Origin of the sequence: Arthrobacter sp. NPDC057388 (genome assembly GCF_042668165.1) — a bacterium.
Taxonomy (GTDB): Bacteria; Actinomycetota; Actinomycetes; order Actinomycetales; family Micrococcaceae; genus Arthrobacter.
In genome coordinates this window covers 27,238-52,298 of sequence record NZ_JBHVBL010000032.1, presented here as the reverse complement: position 1 = coordinate 52,298, position 25,061 = coordinate 27,238, and the positions used below count along the sequence as shown (strand labels likewise).

The window sequence follows — 25,061 nt, the reverse complement described above, 5'->3', positions numbered from 1 at the left end:
GGGCAGACCAGTGGTCCGCGGCCTTCGCCCGTTAATTCCTGTGGTCTCGCGTCAGGAGGCGCGGCGTGCCCTCGCCGCGCGGCGCTTCAGCGCGCGGCGCTCGTCCTCACTCATGCCGCCCCAGACACCGGCGTCCTGTCCGGACTCGAGCGCCCACTGCAGGCAGGTGTCAACGACCGGACACCGGCGGCATACGCTCTTTGCTTCTTCAATCTGCAGCAGTGCCGGGCCGGTGTTGCCGACGGGGAAAAACAGCTCCGGGTCCTTATCGAGGCAGGCCGCGCGGTTACGCCAATCCATGCTGATCAGTCACTCCATTCCTGGGAAGTCAATACCCTTTGTGAAAAAATTCACTAGGGCTTACATAGGAAAGGGGCCCTGCAGGGCCCCCTTGGTCATCTGGATCAAGCGTTTCATGTTAACGCTGTGTAAACAAGGGGTAGTGGACTACGAAATCCCCAAGAAACGTGAGCGATGCATCACATCGTCGGGCTGTCCCGCCGCGTCTCGACTATCTCGGGTAGTGTGCCAGTGTGTCAAGAGCCCCAGAAGACCCGTCCGGTTCCTCCTCCCATGACGGAGGCAGCGGAGACGCGGAGGACCCGGCCGCCGCGGGAAAGGTGGCGTCGGGCCCGGCCCGTCCCCGCGCCATCGCCGTGATCTCAGCGATTGTGGCAGCCGAGGCCACGGCCCTTCTGGGGGCGGCCGCCTGGTACGGCTTCCAATTGGTCAGCGGTGCGCCCGTCATGTCGTTTTGGGGTGCCGTCTTCACGCTCGGCCTGCTTTTGGCTTTTGCTTCCTGGCTGTACGCCGTTGCGGTCTTCCTGTTCCGGGGCTTCCGCTGGCCGCGCGCGGGAGCGCTGGTGGCACAGCTGTTTGTGCTGACCATCGGGTTTCCGACGCTCACCGGCGGATTGCCGGTGGCTGGCGCCGCCATGCTGGTCCCGGCGGCCGCCGCCATCGTCCTGCTGTTCGACAAGCGTGTGATTGGATTCGCCTCCCGCGCCGCTTCCGACCCGCCGGCCCTCTGACGCCTGGCACCCTCGCCGCCTGGCACCCTCCCCGCCGGGCCACCGCACACCCGCGACGCACCTGGATGCCTCACTCCGGGGATGATTCGCCGTGTGTACGGATGCGCCGCGCCTAACTGGCATTTTCGGCCATGGCCAGCTGGACGGGCATTGCCGTACCGTCCGCCACGAGCAGGGCGCGTCCCGGCGGGGGATGGGGGTCCGGCTCAACCCGCAGGCCGAAAATATCGCCATCCAGGGGACTGCGGGGCGCGATAAGGATGCCCTTGCCGCCACTGCGTGCTCCCAGTGCGAGCGGGACACGCTGCACCAGTGACTGGCTGAACGCAGCTGAAAAAATCACCGCCCAGCCGCGGCCGTTTAGGTCCGCAAGGTGCTGGTGGGAGGCGGCAGGCAGCAGGTCGGCATCATCGACGAGGAGTATCGCGTCACTGGGCAGCCGCCCTTCCACCGCATCACGGTGGACATCGAGCCAAAAGTCCGCGGCGTTACGCCCGGGACCGGGCCACAGCCACCCGGACACTGAGGCATTGAGTGCAGGCAGGGAAGTGAGGAACGAGGACTTGCCTGAACCGGCACCGCCGAGCACGGCAAGGACTGAGCCCCGCGGCAGGCGCAGGCCGGCAGGGGCCGGTTCGTCCCCGCCCATGCCGACGACGAGGTGCCGGGCAACTTTGGGCAGGGGGACGGTTCCGGACATTCGCGCCAGGACCTCCGACACAGAAAGCCGCGCCGGGAGGGGGTCCACTCTGAATGGCTTTATCCCCACCGGTCTCTGCATCGCTGCACCGGGAGTGGCTTGCGGGGGAGCGGCTCCGCCGGTTTCCGGGGTGTAAAGCTGGCAGACCCCCTGGTGGCCGGCGCACAACGGGCCGGAGGCAACGGCACGGCCCGGAAGAGGCGGAAGGTCGGGCATTTTGGGCCAGGTGAGCCTGCTCTCTGCGCTGGCATCCCTCGGGCAGTAAACCCGGTTGGGGATGGCCGGAAAGAACCGCGAGGTCGTAAGTTCCCGGTCACCGGAGACCAGGACGGTGATGCCGGCAGGTCTGCCGTCCCGGATGATGTCCTGCACATGGTCTTCGGCGCGGGTCAGGGGACCCGAGCGGAGGGCCGACAGCCAGGAACCCCAGCCCGATATGGCCAGTACCAGCGGCGGTCCCGGGTCTGCGGGGAGCCGGCTGAGCCGCTGGGACATCTCGGCCGCCAGCCGCTCCAGGACGCGTACGCCGCGGCGGAGGTCGTGGAGGTTTACCAAGGATCCCGTGCGCGGGGCGCCCGCCAGGCCGGCAAGGGACCCGTCCGCATCGAGGACGTAAAGGTGGCATTCCGTGGGGTGGGCCAGCAGGTCATGCAGCGCCTTGGACATCGTGCAGGCGGCATCACGGGATCCCGCGCCGACAAGCGCCAGATGCCCGTCAGTTCCTGGCCGCCAGGTGAGAGGAGCGAGCCGCTGCTCATCGGGCAGGTCCAGCAAGCCCAGTCCAACAGCCCAGTCCCGGAGTACATCCGCAGTCCTCCCGTCCGGTGTTTTCCCCGCAGGTGCAGGACCATGAAGGACGGGGCTCTGCGGGATCGGGCTCTGAGGGATCGGGCTCTGGGGAAGGATGCCGCCCCCGGTCAGTGCTGCCACGTCAGCGGGACCGGCCAGCACGTCCGGCAACGGCGGTGCCACCGGCCGCGGCGGCGCGGAGCCGCCCATCCCGGCCCATAGCGCTGCCGTCAGTTCCACCACCGGCCTGGCGGCCTCTGCCGGGGTGACCGACCCCGGGTTGCGTCCACCGGGGAAAGGCAGCATGGTCAGCGCCTCGGTGGTTTCGAACACCCGAACGCGCCAGGACGCCGTCTCGTCACTGGCGCCAAGTGACGCCGACTGGAACTCCTCGGCAACTTCCGTGCCCCTGGCCAGGTAGGCGCGGCCTGGCCGGTTCACAGGTATCGCCGAGGCCACGTTCGTGCCGATCACATCGGACGACTCGTGCGCAGACTGCACACGCAGGGCGATGCTGGTTGTGACGTTCGCCCGGATGTCTGCGGAGAGAGCCCCCTGCGGGCGCTGGGTAGCCATGATCAGGTGGATGCCCAGTGACCGGCCTATGGCTGCGATCCTCATCAGCTCCGTCAGTGCCTGCGGCGCTTCCTCGACCAGCATCCGGAACTCATCAATGATCAGGACCAGTTGGGGGAGCGGCGGTCCGCTCGCCGGCGACAGCCGATAGGTGGCAAGATCCGAAGCGCCGGCGTCTGCGAGCAACTGCTCGCGTCTGCCGACCTCCGCCCGCAGTGACGCAACCGTCCGGTCCAGTTCGCTGCTGGCGAGGTCCGTCAGCATGCCGACGCAGTGCGGGATATCGGTTAACGGACTGAGTCCGGACCCTCCCTTGAAGTCGAAGAAGAGGACATTGACGCGGTCCGGCGGATAGCACAAGGCGAGCCCGGCGGCCATGGTGCGGAGCAGTTCCGATTTCCCGGAACCTGTGGTGCCGGCCACGAGGACGTGCGGACCGTCTGTCTCGAGATCGAGGATACGCACACCCTGGGCGGTGCGGCCCAGGGGGACGGGAAGTCCTGGTGCCAGCCTGCCTGCAGCCCAGCGCTTCGCCGTCGCAGAGGCAGACACGTCAAGGAAGTCACTAATCCTGCAGCGCGCCGGAATGGAATGCGCGTCGACGGGAACTTCGAGGAGGGACTGTCCGTATGCGCGGCAATAGCGGTCGAAAACGCCGGCCGGCACCAGGTCTGCCACGAAACGGTGGCACGCACCGAGTGCCCGAAGCACGGCCTCGCGCTCGCCGAGTTCAATATCCGTTGCCTCCCGCTGCTGTTCCCGTCCGGGGACATGGATAACACGCCAGCCCAGCCCCTGGGCGGTTGCGGCGATGCCCGCCTCCGGGGTGGCGTCTTCCGTTTCGCTGAAGAGCAGCAGAACTCGTGCCATATCCATCCCGCGCGATGTGTCTGTCAGGGTCGCCAGGGTGTCGGTGATCCTGGAACGGAGTGAGACGCCCGGAAGGAACCTGGCAGCGAGCGGCAGGACGGACACCGGTCCGTGAATCACGATCCGGGTACCAGCGGCCAACGGATAGCCGGTGAGCTGCATGAGGAACGAGCGGACAAGACCATGAACATCCGTTTCCGGCCCCCGGACGGACACCACCGCGTGGCCCGGATCCAGGAGCAGCGGCACCGGCCCGAGTCCCGGGGGTTTGAATCCCGGCTGATTCGGCTCGAGGCGGATGTTGGCCTGTTGATCGGCCAAGCCGAGCCGGAGCCAGACCCCGGGCACAGGGCTCATCCTTGCCGTGGACACTGAGGACTCATCGGAAACCCGCGGACCGGCACGGGCGGAGTTCGGCGCGGGAAACGCGGCGCCCATCGCAAGGACGGCAGCGGACGGCCCGGACCGCCGTCGTCGATCCAAATCCAGCGCAACTGCCGCCGAGACGGCCGATCTGAGTTCCCGGCGCTGCCGGGCGCCGGTGGCCAGGGGGACCAGGAGAGTCACCGCCGACACCGCCGTGAACGCCAGGAACATCCATGACCCCGTGACCATCGCCAGGCCCACACCTATGAACACCGGAAGGACGGGCCCCAGAACCAGCAAGGACCGGCCTGCCTGCACGACCGGACTCGCCACGGTCAGGGGCTCCGCTACGGAGCTCCCGGCCAGCCCAAGGACAGGGTCGCGGGCGTCCGGGGGCGCAGCCAGCACGATCGACATGGACGAGTTGCCGCAGCGTATGTGCGAACCGATCGCGACGGCCGACCTGGATACGCGTTTGGCGTCAACCTCGGTGCCGTTAATGCTGCCCAGGTCCACCAGGGTCAGGGCGGTATCCGAAACCTCAATCCTGGCGTGCTCACGGGAAAGATCGGCATCCGGAATGGTCAGCTCAGCGTTTGTCCGTCCAATCCGGTAGGAGCCCCGGCGCAGCGGAAGGACTAAGCCTGCAGCGGGGCCACTCTCCACCGCGAGGAGCACGGCAGCGGGAAGTTCGCCGCCCCGTCCGGGCGCGGGCGCAGATGCGCAGACGGGGCCGTCCACGAGGACAGCACCGTTGACCAGGGGCGCCCTGCCCACGGTCAGATCCGCGAGCGGCAGGCCCGCGACAGTCAGCTTGGAAGTCTGGAAGCGATGGGAGAGCTCGGCCTCCAGGTCTCTACCCGGACAACCGTCGGCGGCCGCCACCGTCAGCTCGACCGGTCCGGCCGGGCAATGTCCCCGGGAAACGGAGCCTGGCGCGCGGACCAGGGTGCACTGCAATTCCATCGGTAACCGCCTCTCCGAGCCGTTCTCATGACCACGCTAGAACACGCCGCGGGCCGGGCTTGCCTCCCGATACGCCTATGTGGATAAGCCGTTCCGGGGACACCGATCACGGCCGACGGAGGAGACTCAGGTAGGCTAGAGCAGCAGGCAATGCACAACATTGGGCTGCCCGAATTCGAACCAGGAGATTTAGTGACTGCTGACCTCGTCATCGTAGGATCAGGCTTTTTTGGCCTGACGATCGCAGAACAGGCCGCCAGTGAGCTGGGCTTGAAGGTGGTCGTTCTCGACCGCCGCCACCACATCGGCGGCAATGCCTACAGCGAGAAGGAAGAGCAGACCGGGATCGAGGTCCACCGCTACGGAGCGCACCTCTTCCACACCTCAAACGAACGCGTATGGGAATACGTCAATCGCTTCACGACCTTCACGAACTACGTCCACAAGGTTTATGGCGTGCATGGCGGCGAGGTTTTCTCCCTGCCGATCAACCTGGCAACCATCAACCAGTTCTTCCGCGCCAACCTGACGCCGGGAGAGGCCAAGGCGCTCATCCAGGAGCAGGCCGGCGAGCTCGCCGGTACCGATCCCCAGAACCTCAACGATAAGGGCATCCAGCTGATCGGCCGCCCGCTGTACGAAGCGTTCATCAAGCACTACACCGGCAAGCAGTGGCAGACGGACCCGAAAGACCTTCCCGCAGGGATCATTTCCAGGCTTCCGGTGCGCTACAACTACGACAACCGGTACTTCAACGACAAGTACGAGGGCCTCCCGACCAACGGCTACACCGCATGGATCGAGAAGATGGCTGAACACCCCAACATCGATGTTCGCCTCAACACCGATTTCTTTGATGATTCACATGAATACAGCAAGGAAAAGGTTGTCGGACGGATCCCGGTGATCTACACGGGTCCGGTCGACCGCTACTTCGACTACGCCGAGGGCGACCTTTCCTGGCGCACCATCGATTTCGAGGAAGAAGTCCTCGAGGTTGGTGACTTCCAGGGCACCTCCGTCGTGAACTACAACGACGCCGACGTCGCCTTCACGCGGATCATCGAACCAAGGCACTTCCACCCTGAGCGTGACTACCAGACGGAGAAGACCGTCATCATGCGGGAGTTCTCCCGATTCGCTGAGAAGGGGGACGAGCCGTACTACCCCATCAACACGGCAGCGGACCGCGAGCGTCTCCTGAAGTACCGTGATCTGGCAGCCGCCGAGCAGAACGTTCTTTTCGGAGGACGGCTGGGAACGTACAAGTACCTTGACATGCACATGGCCATCGGATCGGCCCTGACGATGTTCGACAACAAGATTCGTCCCCATTTCGAGGACGGGAAGACGCTGGTAAGCGGAGGAGTGGACGAGTGAGCCTGACCATCAGTTCTGAGGCCCTGAAGTCCGGTGAGGGCAGCCAAACCTGGCGCACACTGCAGCGGGTGATCCTGCCCAGCCAGAGCCAGATGGACACCGTGCCCCTGTACATCGATACGGGCAACGCAACCGGCAAGCAGCTGCCGACGTCGAACATCGAAACCGGCGGCAAGGTCAAGGCGCCTTCGGGCGGAACGTCCAGCAAGGAAGTCCACGTCGAGGACTTCCTCACCCGGCACTCAACATCGGTTCGGCCGGGGGAGCGCGTTTCCTTCGGAACCTACTTCAACGCGTTCCCGGCCAGCTACTGGCGGCGCTGGACCAGCCTGAAGAGCGTGCGGCTGTCGGTGGCCACGCGGGGCACGGGCTCGGTGATTGTCTACAAGTCCAATGCCCGTGGGGCCTTGCAGCGGGTCGACTCCCGCCATGTTGATGGTGTCACCACCAACACATTCGATCTGTCGCTCGCGCCGTTCGGCGACGGCGGCTGGTACTGGTTTGACCTCGTCGCCGGTTCAAAGGAACTGGTCCTAACCGAAGCCAACTGGCTCGGTGAGGGGGAGGAGCACACTCCCGGGTCCATCACGCTCGAGATCACGACGCTGAACAAAGTTGATTTCTGCATCAACAACCTGCGGATCCTCGCTGACGCGCCGGAGGCCCTTCAGCATGTCAAGGAACTGATCATCGTCGACCAGGGCACGCAGAAGGTCGCCGACGCGGAGGGCTTCGCTGAGGTTGCCGCTGCCCTCGAAGGCAAACTGCGGATCATCAACCAGGACAACCTCGGCGGATCCGGCGGGTTTGCCCGGGGCATGTATGAAGCGGTGAATAACGGAAGCGATTACGCGCTGCTCATGGATGACGACGTCGTCGTCGAACCGGAAAGCATTTCCCGCCTCCTGACCTTCGCTGACATGTGCAAGACGCCGACCATCGTCGGCGGCCACATGTTCGACCTTTACAACCGGACCGTGCTGCACACGTTCGGCGAGATCGTCAATCCCTACCGCTTCCAGCCGGATCTGCCGAGCGAGGACATGACGCTGGGGCATGATTTCCTCTCCTCCAACCTGCGTGAATCCTCCTGGCTGCACCGCCGGTGCGACGTGGATTACAACGGCTGGTGGATGTGCCTCATCCCGACCAAGATCATTCGGGAAATCGGGCTTTCCCTGCCTGTCTTCATCAAGTGGGACGACGCCGAATACGGGCTGCGCGCCAAGGAACACGGGTTCCCGACTGTCTCGTTCCCGGGTGCTGCCGTGTGGCACGTGTCCTGGATCGACAAGGACGACCTCGTTGGCTGGCAAGCGTACTTCCACGCCCGCAACCGCTTTATCGCTGCGCTGATCCACAGCCCTTACGAGTTCGGCGGACGCGTGGTGAGGGAATCCCAGTACGCGGACATCAAGCACCTGGTGTCAATGCAGTACGCCACTGCCGAAGGCCGCAACATGGCACTGCGGGACCTCCTGCGCGGTCCGGGCGGACTTCATGACCTGCTTCCGAGCAAGCTGCCTGAAATCCGGAACATGATGAAGCAGTACCCCGACTCGGTCATGTCGCCGGACCCGGACTCCTACCCGGCTCCGAAGCTGGACAAGCCCCCGAAGCACGGCCATGGCGTCCGGCAGCCGTCGAAGCTCGGCCTGATCCCGCTGGCGGCCAAGACCGTCGTGCGCCAGCTGGTGCAGCCCGTTGCGCCGTCCAGCGTCAACCGTCCGCAGGCAAACATCGCCCACCAGGACAACCGGTGGTGGCGGATGTCCCAGTACGACTCGGCAGTCGTGTCCAACGCTGAAGGCACAGGCGCGTCCTGGTACAAGCGCAACCCGCAGCAGCTGCGCAAGATGCTGGCCGAGAGCGCCCGGCTGCACGCCGTATTGCTCAAGGACTGGCAGAAGCTGAGTGCCGAGTACAAAGCTGCAGCGAAGGAGATCTCTTCCTTCGAAGCCTGGCAGAAGACGTTTGACCGCCATAGCGAAAGCGGACAATGAGCAGTAGCGTCGACGAGCTCACCCGGCCCGGTGTCGGCGGTGGCTTGACGGAAGTGTTTCGCACGCGTTTCCTGTTGCACCTTCTGGTCCGCAAGGAATTGAAGGTCAGGTACCGGGGTTCCGTACTCGGGCTGATGTGGTCCTACGTCAAGCCGGGGATGCAGTTCCTGGTGTTCTACATTGCCCTGGGTGTGTTCCTCGGACTGGAAAACAGCCCCCGTAACCCGGACGGCCTGCCCAATTACGCGATCTACCTGTTTTCCGGCATCGTGCTGATCAACTTCTTTTCCGAGGCGCTGGGCAACGCGTCGCGGTCGATCGTCAACAACGGGGGATTGATCAAGAAGATCTACCTTCCGCGGGAGCTTTTCCCCGTCGCCTCCGTATGGGTCTCGGCAGTGCACTTTTTTCCGCAGCTGGTGATTCTCTTGGTTGCGTGCCTCTTCGCAGGATGGCAGCCTTCGGCACTGCAACTGGCGGCCGCTGCCGGCGGCTTTGTGGTGGTGGCGCTGCTCGCCACCGGGCTCGGACTGCTTTTCGGTGCTGTCAATGTCTACTTCCGGGACTCCGAAAACTTTGTCGACATGCTCCTCATGGTGGCCACCTGGGCCTCACCGGTGATGTACGCCTGGACCATGGTGGTCGACAAGCTCGGCCAGTTCTGGTTCGGCGTATACCAGCTGAACCCGATCACGGTTGGGGTGGAAGCGTTTCATTTTGCCTTCTGGGTGCCGACGACGGACGGCAGCTTCGAATTGCCGCCGAATCTGTTGTCCGTATGGCTGCCCTACGCGTTGCTGGTTTCGGCCGCGGTGCTGCTTCTGGGACAGATTACATTCCGCCGGCTTGAAGGCCGCTTCGCTCAGGAGCTTTGAGTTGACCACAGCCATTGAAGTCAAGAACATCAACAAGCAGTTCGTGCTTCGCCACACACGCTCCATCAAGGAAGCCATTGTCTGGCTCCTGAAGGGCAGGAAGGGCGACCTGTCGGAGAAATTCCATGCGCTCCACAACGTCTCCCTGGAGGTCGGAACGGGAGAGGCAGTCGCGCTCCTGGGGCTCAACGGCTCAGGTAAGTCAACCCTGCTCAAACACATCTCCGGTGTGCTCGTCCCCGACAACGGCACCGTCCGCACCCGGGGCCGGGTGGCCGGGCTGATTGAAGTGGGGGCCGGCTTTCATCCCGACCTTTCCGGCCGGGACAACGTCTACCTCAATGGTGCGATCCTCGGCATGTCCGAGGCGGACATCGACGAGCGTTTCGCGTCCATCATCGAGTTCGCTGAGATCGAGAAATTCATCGATACCGAAGTGAAGTTCTATTCCTCCGGGATGTACCTTCGCCTCGCGTTTTCCGTCGCGGTGCACACCGACCCAGAGGTCTTCCTTGTTGACGAAATTCTCGCGGTTGGCGATGAGCCCTTCCAACGGAAGTGCATCGACAAGATCCAGCAGCTTGCCGCGGAAGGGAAGACTCTCGTGGTCGTCAGCCACGACCTGGATCTGGTTTCCAGGATTTGCGACCGGGGAGTCCTGCTGGAGCATGGAAATATCATCTATGACGGTCCCATCTCGGAAGGCATTGCTCGATTGCGGGGCCATGTCTGACGGGTCGCCTGCCAGCAGCACCGGCCAGAGAGCGGACATCCAAGGCCTCAGGACCCTGTCCGTTGGAATCGTCATTGCCTATCATCTCCGCCCTGATTTGTTGCCGGGCGGGTTCGTAGGCGTCGACGTTTTTTTCGTTATCTCCGGATTCCTGATCATCGGTTCACTTGTCCGTGAGGTCAGCTCCCGCGGCCGCATTGGGATGCTGGCCTTCTATGCCCGCCGCATCCGGCGCCTGCTTCCTGCCTCGACAGCCGTTCTTGTGGCCACCATGGCCGCGGCCGTCCTGCTGATGCCCCAGCACCGCTGGCAGTCGATTGCTCTTGACGTCGTGATGTCGGCGGCCCAGGTCCAAAACTGGAACCAGGCCTTCGGCTCCGTGAGCTACGAGTCGGCCAACGCGCTCGTCTCCCCCGTTCAGCATTTTTGGTCCCTGGCTGTTGAAGAGCAGTTCTACATCGTCATTCCCTTGTTCCTGGGTGCCGCCGGGCTCGTGGCCCGTCTCAGAGGGTTCCCGGTCCGACGATGCTGCGCCTATTTTCTGGTCCTCCTGGTCGGCGCCTCCCTCGTCCATTCGGTCCTTTTTACGGCATCGAATCATGACCTGGCCTACTTCGCCACCACGACGCGGATGTGGGAAATCGGCCTGGGTGGCCTTGGCGCACTGCTGCTCCCCGCCATTCGTCCCCGGCCCGGCGCCGGTGCTGCCTTGGCGTGGCTGGGACTGGCCATGATTTTGTCCGCGGCGTTTCTCTACTCCACCGCGATGGAATTTCCCGGTTTTGTGGCGCTGCTGCCGGTCACCGGTGCCGTGCTCATTCTCATGAACGGCCCCGCGCCGGCTGGTTCTCGCGGGCATGGCCACGGGTTGCGCTTTCATCCTGCGACATATTTGAGTGTTGCCCCGGTGAAGTACCTCGGAGACATCTCGTATTCGCTGTACTTGTGGCACTGGCCAGTAATCGTCTTCTACGTCTACCTGGCCGGCAGGACACCAAGCGTTGCCACGGCCGCCCTGCTGGCTGGGGTCAGCGTGCTGCTGGCGGCGCTGTCGTACCGCTTCGTCGAACAGCCCTTCAGGCAGGCCAAGCGGGCGAAGCCTCCGGCGGGCCGCAGGTCCCGGACCCGTCCCCGCACCCTGCGGGACTACGCTTTGGGTGCGTCGATGGTGGCTGTCACCTGCCTGACCGCAATGGTGCCGTGGTCCGTTGTGGAAGCCAAGTCGGCTTCGCTGAATTATGAGATTTCCGATGCGGACTATCCGGGGGCCCTCGCATTTGACCCGAGCAGGCCTGCGCACGTGCCGCCGGGAAAGGCGGTCCTTCCTGACCCCGCGGTTGCCACAAAAGATGTGCCGCTGACCAACAAAGACGGCTGCAACGTCTACGATCCCGTCAAGTCGCCGGACAATGGCTGCACCTATGGGGATCTGGGCGCCCAGCGCACCCTGGCAATTATTGGCGACTCCCACGCCAGCCAGTACGTGGATCCCCTGGCCTCCCTCGGTGTGCGGAACGGCTGGAAGGTCCGGGCCATGGTGCGGAACGGCTGTCCCTTCACTGCAGCCCCGCCGGCGTCGAAGGACACGGTGTTCAGTAATTGCCCGGATCAGAACCGGGCTTCCCTGCGGAAGCTGCTGCGCCTGAAGCCGGACATGGTTGTGGTGGCGGGCATGACTCCCGCGGGTTACAAATCAGCCCTGGGCTGGGAGTGGAAGAGCGACCGGGAGCTCGTCTCCGGCTACACGAAAATGCTGAAGCCCTTGACCGAGGCAGGGATCGAAGTGGCTGTGATCCTGGATACGCCGTTCCCTGCTTTCTCTGTCCCGGACTGTGTGGAGAGGAGCGGGCCTTCCGCCCCGAACTGCTCGGTTGCTGACGATCCGGACCGGGGCCAGGAGGATCCCCTGAGGGCTGCCGCCCAAGAGATGGGCGGCGTGGCAGTGGTGGATCTGGGCAATTATTTCTGCCGGAATGGAAGCTGCCCTCCTGTCATAGGCAACATGCTGGTGTACCGCGACAACCATCTGACGGCCACCTTCGCCCGGACGCTGAGCGGCCCCCTGAAGCGCGCGCTGAGGTTGTAGCGGTGTCCGCTTAAATACAGGCGGGTGCCGGAAACTCGTTAGGCTAGACCAAGAACTTCTGCGCGCCGCCGGGCAGCGTGGGAAATCCACTTACAGAAAAGGCGAAGTATCCGTGAAGATTGCTGTAATTGCGCTGGGGAAAATCGGGTTGCCGCTGGCTGTCCAGTTTGCTTCCAAGGGCCATGAGGTTGTTGGCGTTGATGTCAACCAGCAGGTCGTGGAGCTGATCAACGCGGGGACTGAGCCGTTTCCGGGCGAAGCCCATCTGCAGGAGAAACTCTCCGAACTGGTGCCGGCGGGCAAGCTTCGTGCCACCACGGACTATGCCGATGCTGTTCCTGGCGCTGACGCGGTGGTTCTGGTGGTTCCGTTGTTCGTGGACGCGGACGCCAAGCCTGACTTCGGCTGGATGGATGGTGCCACGGCTGAGCTGGCCAAGCACCTGACCCCGGGCACCCTGGTGTCCTATGAAACGACCCTGCCTGTGGGAACCACGCGGACCCGCTGGAAGCCGGCCCTCGAGGCGGGTTCGGGTCTGGTGGAGGGGCAGGACTTCCATCTTGTCTTCTCTCCGGAGCGTGTGCTGACCGGTCGTGTTTTCGAGGATCTCCGCAAGTACCCCAAGCTGGTGGGCGGCCTCTCGGAGGCTGGCGCGGCCAAGGCTGTTGAGTTTTATGAGGCCGTGCTGGACTTCGATGAGCGTGCTGACCTTCGCCGGCCGAATGGTGTGTGGGACCTGGGTTCGGCCGAGGCGTCCGAGCTGGCCAAGCTGGCTGAGACCACGTACCGGGACGTGAACATCGGGCTGGCGAACCAGTTTGCCCGGTTCGCCGGTACCGCCGGCATCGACATTTACCAGGTGATTGAGGCTTCCAACTCGCAGCCGTACAGCCACATCCACCAGCCGGGTATCGCGGTCGGCGGCCACTGCATCCCGGTCTACCCGCGCCTTTACCTCTGGAACGATCCCGAGGCGACGGTCGTGCGGGCTGCCCGTGCGGCCAACGCCGACATGCCGGATTACACGGTGGGCCTCCTGGAAGGTGCCTACGGTGACCTTTCCGGTGCCCGGGTGGTGGTGCTGGGTGCCGCTTACCGCGGCGGGGTGAAGGAGACTGCTTTCTCCGGTGTTTTCGACGCCGTGTCCAGCCTCGAAAAGCGCGGTGCCGTGGTGACTGTGCATGATCCGCTGTACACGGACGCCGAACTGGAAAAGCTCGGTTTCACCGCCTACCACGTTGGCGAGCCCGTGGATGCGGCGATCGTCCAGGCCGACCATGCCGAGTACCGCACGCTGACCCCGGCTGACCTGCCCGGCATCAGGGCGTTCATTGACGGCCGCCGGGTGAGCTCGGCCGACAAGTGGGACGGCGTGGTTTACCGCGTCATCGGCAAGGCCTAGAGCGCCTCGCGGCAGTCTTTGCCGCTGCGGCTGGGGCCGCAGCGGCACTTTTCGAGAGGAACCAAAGTATGACGACGACGATAGCTCCGAGCGCTGATGTTTCGGACCAGGCCATCCTCGGCGAGGGCACGAAGATCTGGCACCTCGCCCAGGTCCGTGAACAGGCGAACCTCGGCGCGAACTGCATCGTGGGACGCGGCGCCTACGTCGGCACCGGCGTGCAGATCGGCGAGAACACCAAGATCCAGAACTACGCCCTGGTGTATGAGCCGGCCAAACTCGGCAAGGGTGTCTTCATTGGTCCGGCCGTGGTCCTGACCAACGACACCTACCCCCGGTCGGTCAGCCCGGACGGCTCCCTTAAGAGCGCCCACGACTGGACACCGGTCGGTGTGACCATCGAGGACGGCGCCTCCATTGGTGCCCGCGCCGTGTGCGTTGCCCCGCTGACGGTGGGGCGCTGGGCGACGGTTGCTGCCGGCGCCGTCGTCACCAAGGATGTTCCGGCCTTTGCGCTGATGGCCGGGGTCCCGGCACGCCGCCTGGGCTGGGTGGGCAAGGCCGGCGAGCCGCTGCGGCAGGAGGGGGACTTCTGGGTCTGCCCGGCCACCGGCGCCAAATACATTGAAGACGGAAATTCCCTGAAAGAGTCTGAGGAGAACGCATGAGCTACGACTTTATCCCCGCGGCGAAGCCGATCATCGGCGACGACGAGCGGGCCGCCGTCGACGCCGTTCTGGCCACCGGCATGCTGGCCCAGGGCCAGCAGGTGGCCGAGTTTGAGAAGGAATTCTCCGAGGTCCTCCTCGACGGGCGCTCCTCCGTGGCAGTGAACTCCGGAACCTCCGGACTGCATCTCGGGCTCCTGGCCGCGGGTGTCGGGGCCGGGGACGAAGTCATCGTTCCCTCATTCACCTTCGCCGCTACCGGCAACTCGGTGGCCCTGGCCGGTGCCACCCCGGTGTTTGCCGACATCGAACTGGACCACTACACCCTGGACGTGGACCACGTCGCCTCGCTGATCACGGACAAGACCAAGGGCATCATGCCGGTCCACCTGTACGGGCACCCGTTCAACGTCGAGGGTCTGGGGAAACTCGCCGCAGAGCGCGGTATCGACCTGTACGAGGATGCGGCCCAGGCCCACGGGGCAAGCTTCAACGGCCAGAAGGTTGGAACGTTCGGCAAGTTCGCCATGTTCAGCCTGTACCCGACGAAGAACATGACCTCCGGTGAGGGAGGCATGGTCTCCACCCCTGACAGCACCGTGGAGCGGAACCTGCGCCTGCTGCGCAACCAGGGCATGGAAAAGCAGTACGAAAACGAGCTCGTCGGCTTCAACGCCCGCATGACCGACCTGCACGCCTCCATCGGCCGGGTCCAGCTCAAGAAGGTCCTTGGCTGGACCGAACAGCGGCAGCAGAACGCTGCGTTCCTCACCGCCAACCTCCAGGGTGTCGGCACGCCCAAGGTCGCCGAGGGCGCGTCCCACGTCTACCACCAGTACACGATCCGTGTGCCGGAAGACCGGGACGGACTGGCCAAGGCACTGCGCGAGGAATACAACATCGGCACCGGCGTGTACTACCCGGTTCCCAACCACCGCCTGCCCTCGTTCAACCGCACCGAGGACCTGCCCAACACCGAAACCGCGGCGAAGGAAGTCCTGTCCCTGCCGGTGCACCCGTCCCTGAGCCAGAACGACCTGGACCGCATCGTCACCGCGGTCAACAAGCTCGTCCAGGCAGGTGCCTGATGGCTAACCTGCGCGTGGGCCTCATTGGCCTGGGCATGATGGGCCGCCACCACGCGCGCGTGGTCCGGGAGCTCGACGGCGTCGATCTGGTCGCCGTCGCCGACTCGTACGGTGACCCGCACGGCGTCGCCGGCCAGCTGGGCGTCCTGTCTTCAGTCGAGGAACTCATCGCCGCCGGCATCGACATGGCGGTCGTGGCTGTTCCCACCGGTCTGCACGAGGAAGTCGGACTGGCCCTGGCCGATGCCGGCGTCCACACCCTGGTGGAGAAGCCGATCGCGTCCAGCGCGGAGGCCGGCCAGCGCCTGGTTGACGCGTTCGAGGCCAAGGGCCTCGTCGGCGCCGTCGGCCACATCGAGCGGTTCAACCCGGCCCTGCAGTCGCTGCGCAAGCGGATCGAGGCCGGCGAGCTGGGCGACGTCTACCAGATCGCCACCCGCCGTCAGGGCCCGTTCCCGGCCCGGATTGCCGACGTCGGCGTGGTCAAGGACCTCGGCACCCATGACATCGACCTGACCGCGTGGCTGGCACAGAGCCGCTTCGAGTCCATCTTTGCCCGCACCACCACCCGCAGCGGCCGCCCGCACGAGGACATGGTCGCCGCGACAGGACAGCTGGACAACGGCGTCATCACCAACCACCTGGTCAACTGGCTCTCGCCCATGAAGGAACGCCTCACCATCGTCACCGGTGAAAAGGGAGCCTTCGTGGCGGACACCATCACCGCGGATCTCACGTTTTTTGAGAACGGCACGGTGGCTACTGAATGGGAGTCCATGGCCGCGTTCCGGGGCGTTTCCGAAGGCAATGTGCTCCGTCTTGCCATCGCCAAGCCCGAGCCGCTGCGGACAGAGCACGAAGCGTTCCGCGACGCCGTCCTCGGTCTGCGCAGCGACGTCGTCACCATGCGCGAAGGCCTGGACACGCTCCGCGTGGCCGAAGCCGTGCTGGAATCCGCCACGACCCGGCAGCTTGTCAAGGTTCCCGGTTCGTGACCCAGCAGCAGGCTCCCCGCGTTACCATCGCCAGCCGCCTGTTCGCCCCGGAGACCGGGGCAGCGGCTTACCGCTTGAAAGCACTTGCTAACGGGCTGGCCGAACAAGGGGCGGAAGTCCGGGTCATCACCACCCGGCCACCGCACGGACTCACAGGCGCCGACGGCGACTACCAGGTCAGCCGGTGGCCGGTTCTGCGCGACGCCGGTGGCAACGTCCGGGGCTACATCCAGTACCTCAGCTTCGACATTCCGCTCTTTTTCCGGCTGCTCCTCGCACCCAAGCCGGACGTGGTGGTGGTGGAACCGCCGCCCACTACAGGGCTCATTGTCAAGACTGTCTGCTGGCTGCGAAGAATCCCGTACGTCTACTTCTCCGCCGACGTTTCGTCGTCCGCCGCGAAGGGGATCGGCGTGAAGGGCCCCGCTCTCCGTTTGCTCACCTGGATGGAGCGCTGGGTTCTTAAGTCGGCAGCCGGCATCCTGGCCGTATCCGAGGGGGTGCGCCAGGAGGTCCGGGCCTTGACCGGACGGGAACACGGCATCCACATGGTCGGGACCGGGGTCGATACGGACACGTTTTCCCCTGTTGGCGATGCCAAACCCGACGAGGGCGCGTTCTTCATTTATGCGGGCACCATGTCCGAGATCCAGGGAGCGGGGGTATTTGTCGATGCCTTCGCCCTCATCGCGCAGGACAATCCCGATGTGCGGCTCCTGATGTTCGGACAGGGCGTGGAACTGGAAGAGCTGAAGGCCCGGGCCGCGTCCATCGGTCCGCAGGTGCAGTTCAGGCCGCCTATATCCGGATCCGACGTGGCATCGTACTTCAGGAGTGCCGTTGCGAGCCTGGCGTCGGTTCGGCCCGGAAAAGGCTATGACTTTGCATTTGCAACCAAGTCGCTCGCTGGCCTGGCCGCCGGAGCCCCGACAATTTATGCGGGCGTAGGACCAATGGTGGAGTTGATCGAGGAGAATACGCTCGGCATCGCCTCTGAGTGGGATCCTGCCAGCGTTGCCCTGGCGATGAAGGCCATGATCGCCAACCCGGTTGCCGAAGAAGACCGCTCCAGGCTCTCAGCCTGGACAGAAGAACACTTTTCCCTCAGGTCGGTGGGTCAGGCCGGCGCGGAGCGGGTTCTCTCGTGCATGAAAGTCAAAGATTAGCGTGAATCCGGAACCGGTACCGGTGTGCCCAACACCCTCCGCCAGGTACCGGCAGCCCTGACCATCGATAAAAACGCGGTTACTAGCTATGGGATACTGAATCAGTGAGTCGTACTTGGATTGTCATGCCCGTCTACAACGAGGCGTCCGTCGTCGGCAACGTCATTCGCGGGTTGCTGCCCGACTTCCCTAACGTGGTGTGCGTCGACGACGGCAGCTCTGATGGCTCCCAGAGCGTCGCCAGCCAGGCCGGTGCAGTCGTAGTGCAGCACCCCGTCAACCTGGGCCAGGGCGCCGCCCTCCAGACCGGCATCGAATATGCGCTCAGCGATCCTGAGCTGGATTGCATCGTTACTTTCGACGCTGACGGACAACACCGGGTGGAAGATGCGAAGGCCATGGTCGCGCGGATCAAGTCGGGAGAAGCCGACGTCGTCCTGGGGTCGCGTTTCCTCGATGACCGTACCCAGCTGTCCCTTGCCAAGCGGGTCGTGCTGAGGACCGCCGCGCTGCAATCGCGCATGTCCACGGGGCTGGAGCTCTCTGACGCCCACAACGGATTGAGGGCGTTCAACGCCGAGACGGCCGGAAAGATCCATCTGACCCAGAACCGCATGGCACACGCTTCAGAGCTCATACATCAGATAGCGGCGATCAACCCTCGATGGGTTGAGCATCCGGTTGAAATCATCTACACCGACTATTCACGGTCCAAGGGGCAGTCGCTCCTGAACTCCGTGAATATCGTTGCGGACCTGTTCTTTAGGTGACATTGTGCAGATTGTTGTTCAGATAGTTCTTGTCCTGTCGGTAGTGCTCGTCTCATTGGCGCTCATGCGGGGCGGATCCAATGCCCGGCACCTGGCAATCCGGCGGATCATGCTCGTGCTGTTTGCCTGTGTCGCAGCTTTTTCGGTGTTTTTCCCGGAACTGCTTACCCAGGTGGCGCGCTTCTTCGGCATCGGCCGGGGAACAGACCTCGTTCTCTATGCGCTGACCGTGAGCTTCCTGGTTTTCATGGCTACGACGTACCAGCGGTTCCGGCACCTCGAAACCACGTTCACGAAGCTGGCCAGGCGCATCGCCCTGGATGAAGCCGAAAAGCCATGGGCCGGCTCAGAGCTGGAGCGCCGCTCCAAAGGGCTCTAGCGGGAAAATAGGGGAACCGCCGCAGAGGCAACCCCGGTGTCCGGAGGGAAGCACGCTTCTTCCCCCGGCTCTCAACGAGAGGTTGTCGGCAGACTTGCCTATTTTTCGAACAACAGACGTGACCGCCGCGGATAGCAGAAGCCTCTCCGTCAGGTGGATCTTTGCCCTCGCGGGCAGCGTGGCGCAGGGCCTGGTCCGATTTCTCTACAGCGTGCTGGTGGGCCGCTTCGTTGGGGTTGCCGCCCTGGGAACCGTGAACTCTGCCATCTCCGTAGCCTTGCTTCTGAGCCTGCTATGGCCAACATCCGCGGGGCAGGGTGCCACCCGGTTTGTCGCCCAGATGCGCGGCGCCGGCCGGGATGACCAGGCCCAGGCCGTGGCCAACTACCTCGGCCGCCGCATGCTCCTGAGTGCTTTTGCCTTGGCTGCCGCTGCGTTCGGAGCCTGTGCTTTCCTGCTGCACACTGACCTGGTCACGGCTGCATGCTGCGCACTTTTGCTGCTGGGCTACGCATCGTGGTCTTTCGCCCGCGGCGTTCAGTACGGCGGTGGCCAGATTGCCCGGGCGGCGCTGTGGGACGTGGGAGGATCCGTCCTCGCCATCGGCCTGCTGGTCCTTGTGCTGCTGCTTGGCTGGAATGCAGTCCTGCTGGTTCCGATGGCTGTGGCCTATGGTCTGTACGGGGTCATCTGCTGGCCGAAGAGGTCGACAGTCGAAGTGGACAAGACGCTGACGGCGGAGATGAACAGCTTTGTCCGCTACGGTGTCCTGGGTACGCTCTCCAGCACTGGACTGCTGCAGCTGTCCATGATCGCCGCCCAGTTTTTCGGCACGGACATCGAGGCCGGTTTCTATGCAGCGGCACTCAGCCTTGCGACGCCGGCGACCATGCTCGCCAGGACCGTCAGCCAGGTGCTTTTCCCCTCGATGGCGGAGGCAGGAGGCCGGGAGGACCCGACGTCGCTGCGGCGCCAGACCGACGTGATGACGAGGGGCCTGGTGGTCACCATGATCGCAGTCTTCGGTGCCCTGGCCTTGGCCAGCCCCCTCGTCGTCGACCTCTTCTTCGGCGAACGGTACGCGGGCGCGAAGGGCCTGCTTGCCGTCCTGCTTATCGCAGTCATGTTTACGACTCTTCCGGTGGCGTGCATCAACCGGCTCAACTCCACGGGCACCCGCGGTGCCCGGTTTGTGTCACTGACGGCCATGGGCGGACTGATATTGGCCGTTGTCCTCTGGTTCCCGCTGTCAGGTTTCCTGGGCCTGGAAGGTGTTGCTGCCGGTTACCTGATCGCCACACTCGCCACAGCGACGGTTTCCATTGTGCGCAGCTGGCGGATGGACAACCAGGAATGGAAGGGGCTGTTCGCAAAGGCCGTCGTCGGGGTCCTGCTCATTGTGGCTGGCCTCGTGTACACCCGCGCCGCATCCTTGCCGGATATTGCCGGGCCCTTTCTCGCGCTGGGGTTCGTCGCGGTTTGGGCTGTGGTTTGCCGCGCTGACGTGCAGCGAATCCGCTCCGTCAGGACCAAACCCCAGCCGGCGCCCGATGATGCTGCTCAGGACCAGAGCAAGCTGTCCGGTGACGGGCAGGACGAAACCAGCAACAAATAGGGCAGGTCAGGCAGCCTTCTCAAGGAGCAGCCGCTGGATGATGTCCCGCACGACGTCCTCGTCTTCCCGCGAGCTGAGCGCCCTGGCAGCAGCGTCAGCATTCTTCTTGAAGCGGTCCACGTCCTCGGCGGACAGCGCCCGAATTGCGTCTGCGAGGGCTTCGGAAGAGTAGTCGCGGGTCACCACGCCAATGTCGTGACGGTCAATGAGCGCGGAGGTCTCCGGTGAGGGGCTGAACACAAGGCCGAGCCGGGCCTGGACGAAATCGAAGAATTTGTTGGGCAGCATGAGCCTGTGATTGGTGGTCCGCGGCGGGAGGCTGAAGATGCCCAGGTCGTACTGGTTCAGCGTCCGGGGAAGGTCGTCGGGAGCGACGGCGTCATGGAACCTGATCCGGTCCGAGCCGGCCGACAGCTTCTTCAGCTCCGCCCAGTACTTTCCGCCGTCCCGCGCCTTGACGAGGTAGAAATCAAGCGTGTAGCTGTCGTCCAGCTGCAGAACGGCGGCGATCATTCCCTCAAGGTTGCGGCCAGGTATCGCTGCACCGCTGTGGACCAGCCGCACCGTACCCGGCACGGGCTCGCTGGGGCGGAGATCACGGAAAGCGCCGGCGTTGCGCACCACCCGGACACTCAGACCGAACCGCTCCTCATACAGTTTTCCGATGGAGCCGTTCACCGCGCTGACGGCCTGTGTGCGGGGCAGGTACTCACGGCACACATGGGTCATGAATGGCTTTACCAGAAGACGCCATGACAGGACGTGGGCCCGCTCCTCCGGCGCCCATTCATGCATGTCGCCCCAAACGGAAACTGGGCTGTCCATCTGATCGGCGAGGTGGTGCGCCAACGGCAAGGCCCGCGCCTCATTGGCTACGACCAGGTCAAACTGCTGGCCCGCGGCCAGCTCGGCCGCCGCCTTGACTGCCGGCGCGGACAAAGCCACAGCCTTGAACCTCCGCAGTGCAAGGGCGAGTACGCCCGGAACGGTCTGGGGGAGTGACGGCAGCGCGGAGTTGATCCGCAGGTGGTGGGTTGCCTTGGCCGGCTTCTCCCCGTAGCTGAGCGTTGTGACCTCGCCAAATTCGGACAGCACCTCAAGCTGCCGCAGCACCCGGGAGTCAGCCATGATGTCCGAGAAGGAGATGCAGAGAATTCGTGCTGTCAATTTAGTGCCTCCGTTTTCGAGCAGTCGCCCATATCCCCGCCGTCGCACTCCACGCTCCGCCGATTCCAGTGTGCCAGTCTAGTCGAAGTGCACACGTTCCTGTGTCCCGGCGCCCCGGCCTGGCTGGCGCCGAGAACCGTGGCTGTGGGGGATTGATAGCATACGGGCAGGACCTGTGGCCCCTTGAAAGTGCCATGCTGTCCGTTGCTTGAGCCGCGCGCCCGACTCCAAATTCCGCGAAAGTGTTTCCAGGTTCCACATGAAAATCGCACTCACCAAGAGTTCCTTGCTTGTTCCGCCGACCTATTTCGCAGTGGCACACGCCATGCGCATGGCCGGCGAAGAAACCCGGTTTCATTTCTTCACCATGGCTGCGGAGATACGCGATAACGCTGTCACCGTGCCCGTGACGGACTTTGCGCCGCGGCGGGATCTGCCCTTCAAGAAGAGGGAAAAATACCTTCCCATCGTCATGCCCGCCATGGCAAAGGCGATATCGGACTACTGCCCTGACATCATCCACCAGCATTTTGCGACATGGTCCTGGCCCGCGGTGGCCGCGTCGAAGCGTCGCGACATTCCGCTGCTGACCACGCTGCACGGAGCCGACGTCGTCATGGCCGGCAGGAACCACAGATCTGCGATGGAGCGATGGCACAAGCACAACCTCCGCGCGTCGATGAGCAGGAGCCAGCGCATACTGGCGGTCAGCGAATATCTCGCGGCACTTGCTGTCCGCAATGGCTTTCCTGCCGGAAAGATTGACGTCCATTACCAGGGCGTGGACACCGATATCTTCATCCCCGACCCCTTGCGCCGGGAAAATCCCGTGCCAACTGCCCTGTTCATCGGCGCCCTGAACCACCAGAAAGGCATCAGCCACCTGGTGGAAGCGTCGAACCAGCTGATCGGCACCGTTCCGCACCGCCTGCTGGTGGCAGGGAAAGGTGTGTTGGAGCCCGAAATTATCCGGGCGGCAGAGCAGAACGCGCAGATGTCCTTCCTTGGATCGCTAAGCCGCGAGGGCGTGCTGAAGAACCTCCAGCACGCCGACGTAGTGATAGCACCGAGCCGGATGCACAACGGGGCGCGGGAGGCAGCCGGCCTGGTTCTTCTGGAGGCCCAAGCCTGTGGGACTCCTGTAATTGCCTACAACAGCGGCGGCACATCGGAAATGACCGGTCCGGAGTCTGGCCGGCTCGTACCCGAGGACGACGTCACGTCGCTCCGCAGGGCCATGGAGGACTTTTTCCGGATGGATCCAGGCTCCCGGAGCGGGCTGCGCGGCTCAGCCAGGGAATTTGCTGTGGCGGAGAGAAGCCTGGCGAAGAGCTGCCTGGAACTTTCCCGTCACTATCAGGAGCTTGCCCGGTAAACCGGGTCCGCTTACCGGCAGGCGACGACCTCGTACAGTCCGGCTGCCCCCTGTGAGTCAAGCAGGCGCAGGCCCGGGGTTCCCGCCAGCGACGTCAGGGCCGGGTAATGCTTGCCCTGGTGCACTTCCTTCGGACCGAAATCCAGTACGTAGAAGCTGTTCTCCCGGGCGATCATCTCGCAAACCTCGGGATCCTTGGCGACCGCCTTGAGTCGGCTCACGATGACCCGCTCTGACGGACTCGGAGACGAGCTGATCGCCGGAAGCATGGCGTCCCGGCCGCTGTAGGCATAAACGAGGGATGCCCCTGTCCACGGGTTCCCGACCACTACAGAACCGGCGGGGACATGCTGATCGATGCGCCTAAGCAGGGCTTCCTCGTCAGAGGAGAGCAGCGGTGAAGCGTCCGTGGAACTGTACGATTGGGCGGCCTTTGCCTGTTCGGTGCTGATTGAGCGCCCTTGCGCCAGCGCTGCGACGGCAAGAACCAGCAGCGCTGAAACGGCGAAGCTGATGGCACGGAGGGCCGGCCTCCTGGCGGGAGCCAGCCGCCGCTGTGCCGCCTGCAGGAAGCTTTCGATCAGCCAGCTTCCGCCAATGGCCGAGATGACCAGGGCGGTAATGGGCAGGAGGGCCGCCAGGCGGTAGGCATCGTTGTACCAGACGCCGGTCCAGAAACTGCGCGTCGGGCCTGCAGGGTAACCGGCCACGACGGCGTAAAAGCCCAGGGAGATCAGGAAACATCCAAGAATCCATAGCCTCCGCTGGACGCACAGGATAACAATGCCCACGATGGTCAGTGCAAAAATGAGCCAAGGCACATCGCGGCTCTGCGGTGCACTCGTGAGGGCTTCGCCGATTGCCCGGGGGAGAGTGGTCACGGGCGGCCAGAACGAGGCAGCCTCGCTTGGGCGCACCTTGGTCCAGAGGAGCCAGGCAACGGCACCATAGGCGAGAACGGCCGCGAAGGCGATCAGTGCTTTGCGGATCCGGTGCTCTTGGCCCCGAACATGAAGGCTGCGTTTGGCGAACCAGACCAGCAGCGGGGCCACGGCGAAGGCAATCAGAGTCATCGTCGTGCTGGGATGGGCCAGGGTCAGCCCAATCGATGCAACGCCGAGCAGGCCGACATACAAGATGGTGGAGGCATGCCTGTCGCGTCCTATGCCCAGGAGTTCCACAACAGCGCCGAGGCAAAAGGGGAGCAGCGCTATGGCGAGCAGGGTCGGGTAGAGCACCCCGAAGTCGACCATCAGGTACGGGAATGAGCTGAAGCCTGCGGCCAGGGCCCCGGTCACCATCATGGGGACGGGGCGGCGGCCTGTCAGTGTCGCAACCAGGAACATTGCGGTCAGGGGCCAGACCACAGCCGCGATGATCATGTTGGTCACGTTGACGGCCAGGGGTATGGACGTCCCGCCGGCATCGACCACAAGGGCCACTACGTCGTGCCACGCAGCGGGATAGAAGCTGAGCCGGTTGGAACTTGCGTCCAGTGATGCCAGGGTCAGCGACGAGGCGCGGCCGCTGTCGGCAATCACGCGCAGGGCGTTCAGGTGAAAAACGTTGTCATACGTCTGGGAGATATGTTCCGGGCCGCCGAAGATCCGTGTGAATCTGACGGAGATGATTGCCGCGGGGATGCCGATGGCCAGCAGGTACGCGGCGGAGCGGAGGACTCCCGGCAGCCGGCCCACCTCCGGCCGTGGCCAACTCCCGGAGGCGCGCCGCAGCCACAGGACCCTTAGCCCGGCAGTTGCGGCGGTAAATATGAGAGTTATCAGGACCATGGAGACCACAGACCAGCGGATGTTCAGCATCTGGAGCAGGATGGCGCCCACTGAGGCAACGGACACGGTCAGAGGTGCCGATGCACTCCACAATGTCAGACCGCGTGCACCCATCGTCCTGGCCAGCAGTGCTCCGGGAAGGAAGAGCACCAGCAGGCCGACAATAATCGTGGGGATGGTCTGCATCCAGCTCATCAGGTGAGTCTCCTAGTTTCCGTCAAAGAGTTCAGGATACAAGCCAGTGAGGTGGAACCTGTCATCGGTGTGGGCA

General features: G+C 64.1%; 19 protein-coding genes. 15 read left to right on the top strand and 4 right to left on the bottom strand.

All coding sequences use genetic code 11. The features are described 5' to 3' along the window. Positions 1-51 precede the first annotated feature (51 nt). Positions 52-300 (bottom strand): WhiB family transcriptional regulator, encoded by a 249-nt coding sequence (locus ACFUTU_RS15085; protein WP_003804966.1) that lies wholly within the window; start codon positions 298-300, stop codon positions 52-54. 233 nt (positions 301-533) lie between these two features. On the opposite strand from ACFUTU_RS15085, the gene ACFUTU_RS15080 reads away from it, so the two are divergent. After that, positions 534-1,031, top strand: coding sequence for a hypothetical protein (locus ACFUTU_RS15080; RefSeq protein ID WP_377965631.1), 498 nt, complete (start codon positions 534-536; stop codon positions 1,029-1,031). A gap of 112 nt (positions 1,032-1,143) precedes the next feature. Here ACFUTU_RS15080 and ACFUTU_RS15075 read toward each other — a convergent pair whose 3' ends face one another. Beyond that, complete coding sequence (locus ACFUTU_RS15075; RefSeq protein ID WP_377965629.1) at positions 1,144-5,298, bottom strand: FtsK/SpoIIIE domain-containing protein; 4,155 nt, start codon at positions 5,296-5,298, stop codon at positions 1,144-1,146. A 192-nt stretch (positions 5,299-5,490) separates the two neighbouring features. Between ACFUTU_RS15075 and glf the strand changes: the two genes are divergently transcribed. From glf to ACFUTU_RS15010, 13 genes are all read left to right on the top strand, one after another. Continuing rightward, positions 5,491-6,678 carry a UDP-galactopyranose mutase gene (gene glf / locus ACFUTU_RS15070; RefSeq protein ID WP_377965627.1) on the top strand — a complete coding sequence of 396 codons (1,188 nt, stop codon included), beginning with the start codon at positions 5,491-5,493 and terminating at the stop codon, positions 6,676-6,678. A 92-nt stretch (positions 6,679-6,770) separates the two neighbouring features. Beyond that, entirely contained in the window at positions 6,771-8,681 is a 1,911-nt protein-coding gene (locus ACFUTU_RS15065; RefSeq protein ID WP_377965637.1) for a glycosyltransferase, read from the top strand. Further along, positions 8,678-9,556 (top strand): ABC transporter permease, encoded by an 879-nt coding sequence (locus tag ACFUTU_RS15060; RefSeq protein ID WP_377965625.1) that lies wholly within the window; start codon positions 8,678-8,680, stop codon positions 9,554-9,556. The genes ACFUTU_RS15065 and ACFUTU_RS15060 overlap by 4 nt, the downstream gene beginning before the upstream one ends. Before the next feature lies 1 nt (position 9,557). Beyond that, a complete protein-coding gene (locus ACFUTU_RS15055) occupies positions 9,558-10,289 on the top strand; it encodes an ABC transporter ATP-binding protein (RefSeq protein ID WP_377965623.1) in 732 nt (243 codons plus the stop codon). Further along, on the top strand, positions 10,282-12,375 hold the full coding sequence (locus ACFUTU_RS15050; protein ID WP_377965621.1) for an acyltransferase family protein: 2,094 nt from the start codon (positions 10,282-10,284) through the stop codon (positions 12,373-12,375). Before ACFUTU_RS15055 ends, ACFUTU_RS15050 begins: the two co-directional genes overlap by 8 nt. Before the next feature lie 112 nt (positions 12,376-12,487). Next, positions 12,488-13,777 (top strand): nucleotide sugar dehydrogenase, encoded by a 1,290-nt coding sequence (locus ACFUTU_RS15045; RefSeq protein WP_377965619.1) that lies wholly within the window; start codon positions 12,488-12,490, stop codon positions 13,775-13,777. A gap of 68 nt (positions 13,778-13,845) precedes the next feature. Continuing rightward, a complete protein-coding gene (locus ACFUTU_RS15040; RefSeq protein WP_003804954.1) occupies positions 13,846-14,445 on the top strand; it encodes an acyltransferase in 600 nt (199 codons plus the stop codon). Next, positions 14,442-15,533: a DegT/DnrJ/EryC1/StrS family aminotransferase gene (locus ACFUTU_RS15035; RefSeq protein ID WP_377965617.1), complete on the top strand. Its 1,092-nt coding sequence runs from the start codon at positions 14,442-14,444 to the stop codon at positions 15,531-15,533. Before ACFUTU_RS15040 ends, ACFUTU_RS15035 begins: the two co-directional genes overlap by 4 nt. After that, positions 15,533-16,528, top strand: coding sequence for a Gfo/Idh/MocA family oxidoreductase (locus ACFUTU_RS15030; protein ID WP_377965615.1), 996 nt, complete (start codon positions 15,533-15,535; stop codon positions 16,526-16,528). The genes ACFUTU_RS15035 and ACFUTU_RS15030 overlap by 1 nt, the downstream gene beginning before the upstream one ends. Continuing rightward, positions 16,525-17,694, top strand: a complete 1,170-nt coding sequence (locus ACFUTU_RS15025) for a glycosyltransferase family 4 protein (protein ID WP_377965613.1) — start codon at positions 16,525-16,527, stop codon at positions 17,692-17,694. The genes ACFUTU_RS15030 and ACFUTU_RS15025 overlap by 4 nt, the downstream gene beginning before the upstream one ends. A gap of 104 nt (positions 17,695-17,798) precedes the next feature. Further along, positions 17,799-18,464: a glycosyltransferase family 2 protein gene (locus tag ACFUTU_RS15020; protein WP_377965611.1), complete on the top strand. Its 666-nt coding sequence runs from the start codon at positions 17,799-17,801 to the stop codon at positions 18,462-18,464. Between the two features lie 4 nt (positions 18,465-18,468). After that, positions 18,469-18,843, top strand: a complete 375-nt coding sequence (locus ACFUTU_RS15015; RefSeq protein WP_377965609.1) for a DUF2304 domain-containing protein — start codon at positions 18,469-18,471, stop codon at positions 18,841-18,843. A 118-nt stretch (positions 18,844-18,961) separates the two neighbouring features. Then, positions 18,962-20,458, top strand: coding sequence for a lipopolysaccharide biosynthesis protein (locus tag ACFUTU_RS15010; protein WP_377965607.1), 1,497 nt, complete (start codon positions 18,962-18,964; stop codon positions 20,456-20,458). A 6-nt stretch (positions 20,459-20,464) separates the two neighbouring features. Here the strand turns inward: ACFUTU_RS15010 and ACFUTU_RS15005 are convergent, their stop codons facing one another. Continuing rightward, positions 20,465-21,625: a hypothetical protein gene (locus tag ACFUTU_RS15005; RefSeq protein ID WP_377965605.1), complete on the bottom strand. Its 1,161-nt coding sequence runs from the start codon at positions 21,623-21,625 to the stop codon at positions 20,465-20,467. Between the two features lie 259 nt (positions 21,626-21,884). On the opposite strand from ACFUTU_RS15005, the gene ACFUTU_RS15000 reads away from it, so the two are divergent. Beyond that, complete coding sequence (locus ACFUTU_RS15000) at positions 21,885-23,000, top strand: glycosyltransferase (RefSeq protein ID WP_377965603.1); 1,116 nt, start codon at positions 21,885-21,887, stop codon at positions 22,998-23,000. An 11-nt stretch (positions 23,001-23,011) separates the two neighbouring features. Here ACFUTU_RS15000 and ACFUTU_RS14995 read toward each other — a convergent pair whose 3' ends face one another. Beyond that, the gene (locus ACFUTU_RS14995; RefSeq protein ID WP_377965602.1) at positions 23,012-24,985 is read right to left on the bottom strand and encodes a DUF6541 family protein; all 1,974 of its coding nucleotides are present in this window, start codon (positions 24,983-24,985) and stop codon (positions 23,012-23,014) included. Positions 24,986-25,061 lie beyond the last annotated feature (76 nt).

What these genes read in the sequence shown, in the direction of transcription:
- ACFUTU_RS15040 (WP_003804954.1), top strand. Translation starts at nt 13,846, where the DNA reads ATGACGACGACGATAGCTCCGAGCGCTGATGTTTCGGACCAGGCCATC.
- ACFUTU_RS15000 (WP_377965603.1), top strand. Translation starts at nt 21,885, where the DNA reads ATGAAAATCGCACTCACCAAGAGTTCCTTGCTTGTTCCGCCGACCTAT.
- ACFUTU_RS15075 (WP_377965629.1), bottom strand. Translation starts at nt 5,298, where the DNA reads ATGGAATTGCAGTGCACCCTGGTCCGCGCGCCAGGCTCCGTTTCCCGG.
- ACFUTU_RS15035 (WP_377965617.1), top strand. Translation starts at nt 14,442, where the DNA reads ATGAGCTACGACTTTATCCCCGCGGCGAAGCCGATCATCGGCGACGAC.
- ACFUTU_RS15065 (WP_377965637.1), top strand. Translation starts at nt 6,771, where the DNA reads ATGGACACCGTGCCCCTGTACATCGATACGGGCAACGCAACCGGCAAG.
- ACFUTU_RS15050 (WP_377965621.1), top strand. Translation starts at nt 10,282, where the DNA reads ATGTCTGACGGGTCGCCTGCCAGCAGCACCGGCCAGAGAGCGGACATC.
- ACFUTU_RS14995 (WP_377965602.1), bottom strand. Translation starts at nt 24,985, where the DNA reads ATGAGCTGGATGCAGACCATCCCCACGATTATTGTCGGCCTGCTGGTG.
- ACFUTU_RS15060 (WP_377965625.1), top strand. Translation starts at nt 8,678, where the DNA reads ATGAGCAGTAGCGTCGACGAGCTCACCCGGCCCGGTGTCGGCGGTGGC.
- ACFUTU_RS15085 (WP_003804966.1), bottom strand. Translation starts at nt 300, where the DNA reads ATGGATTGGCGTAACCGCGCGGCCTGCCTCGATAAGGACCCGGAGCTG.
- ACFUTU_RS15030 (WP_377965615.1), top strand. Translation starts at nt 15,533, where the DNA reads ATGGCTAACCTGCGCGTGGGCCTCATTGGCCTGGGCATGATGGGCCGC.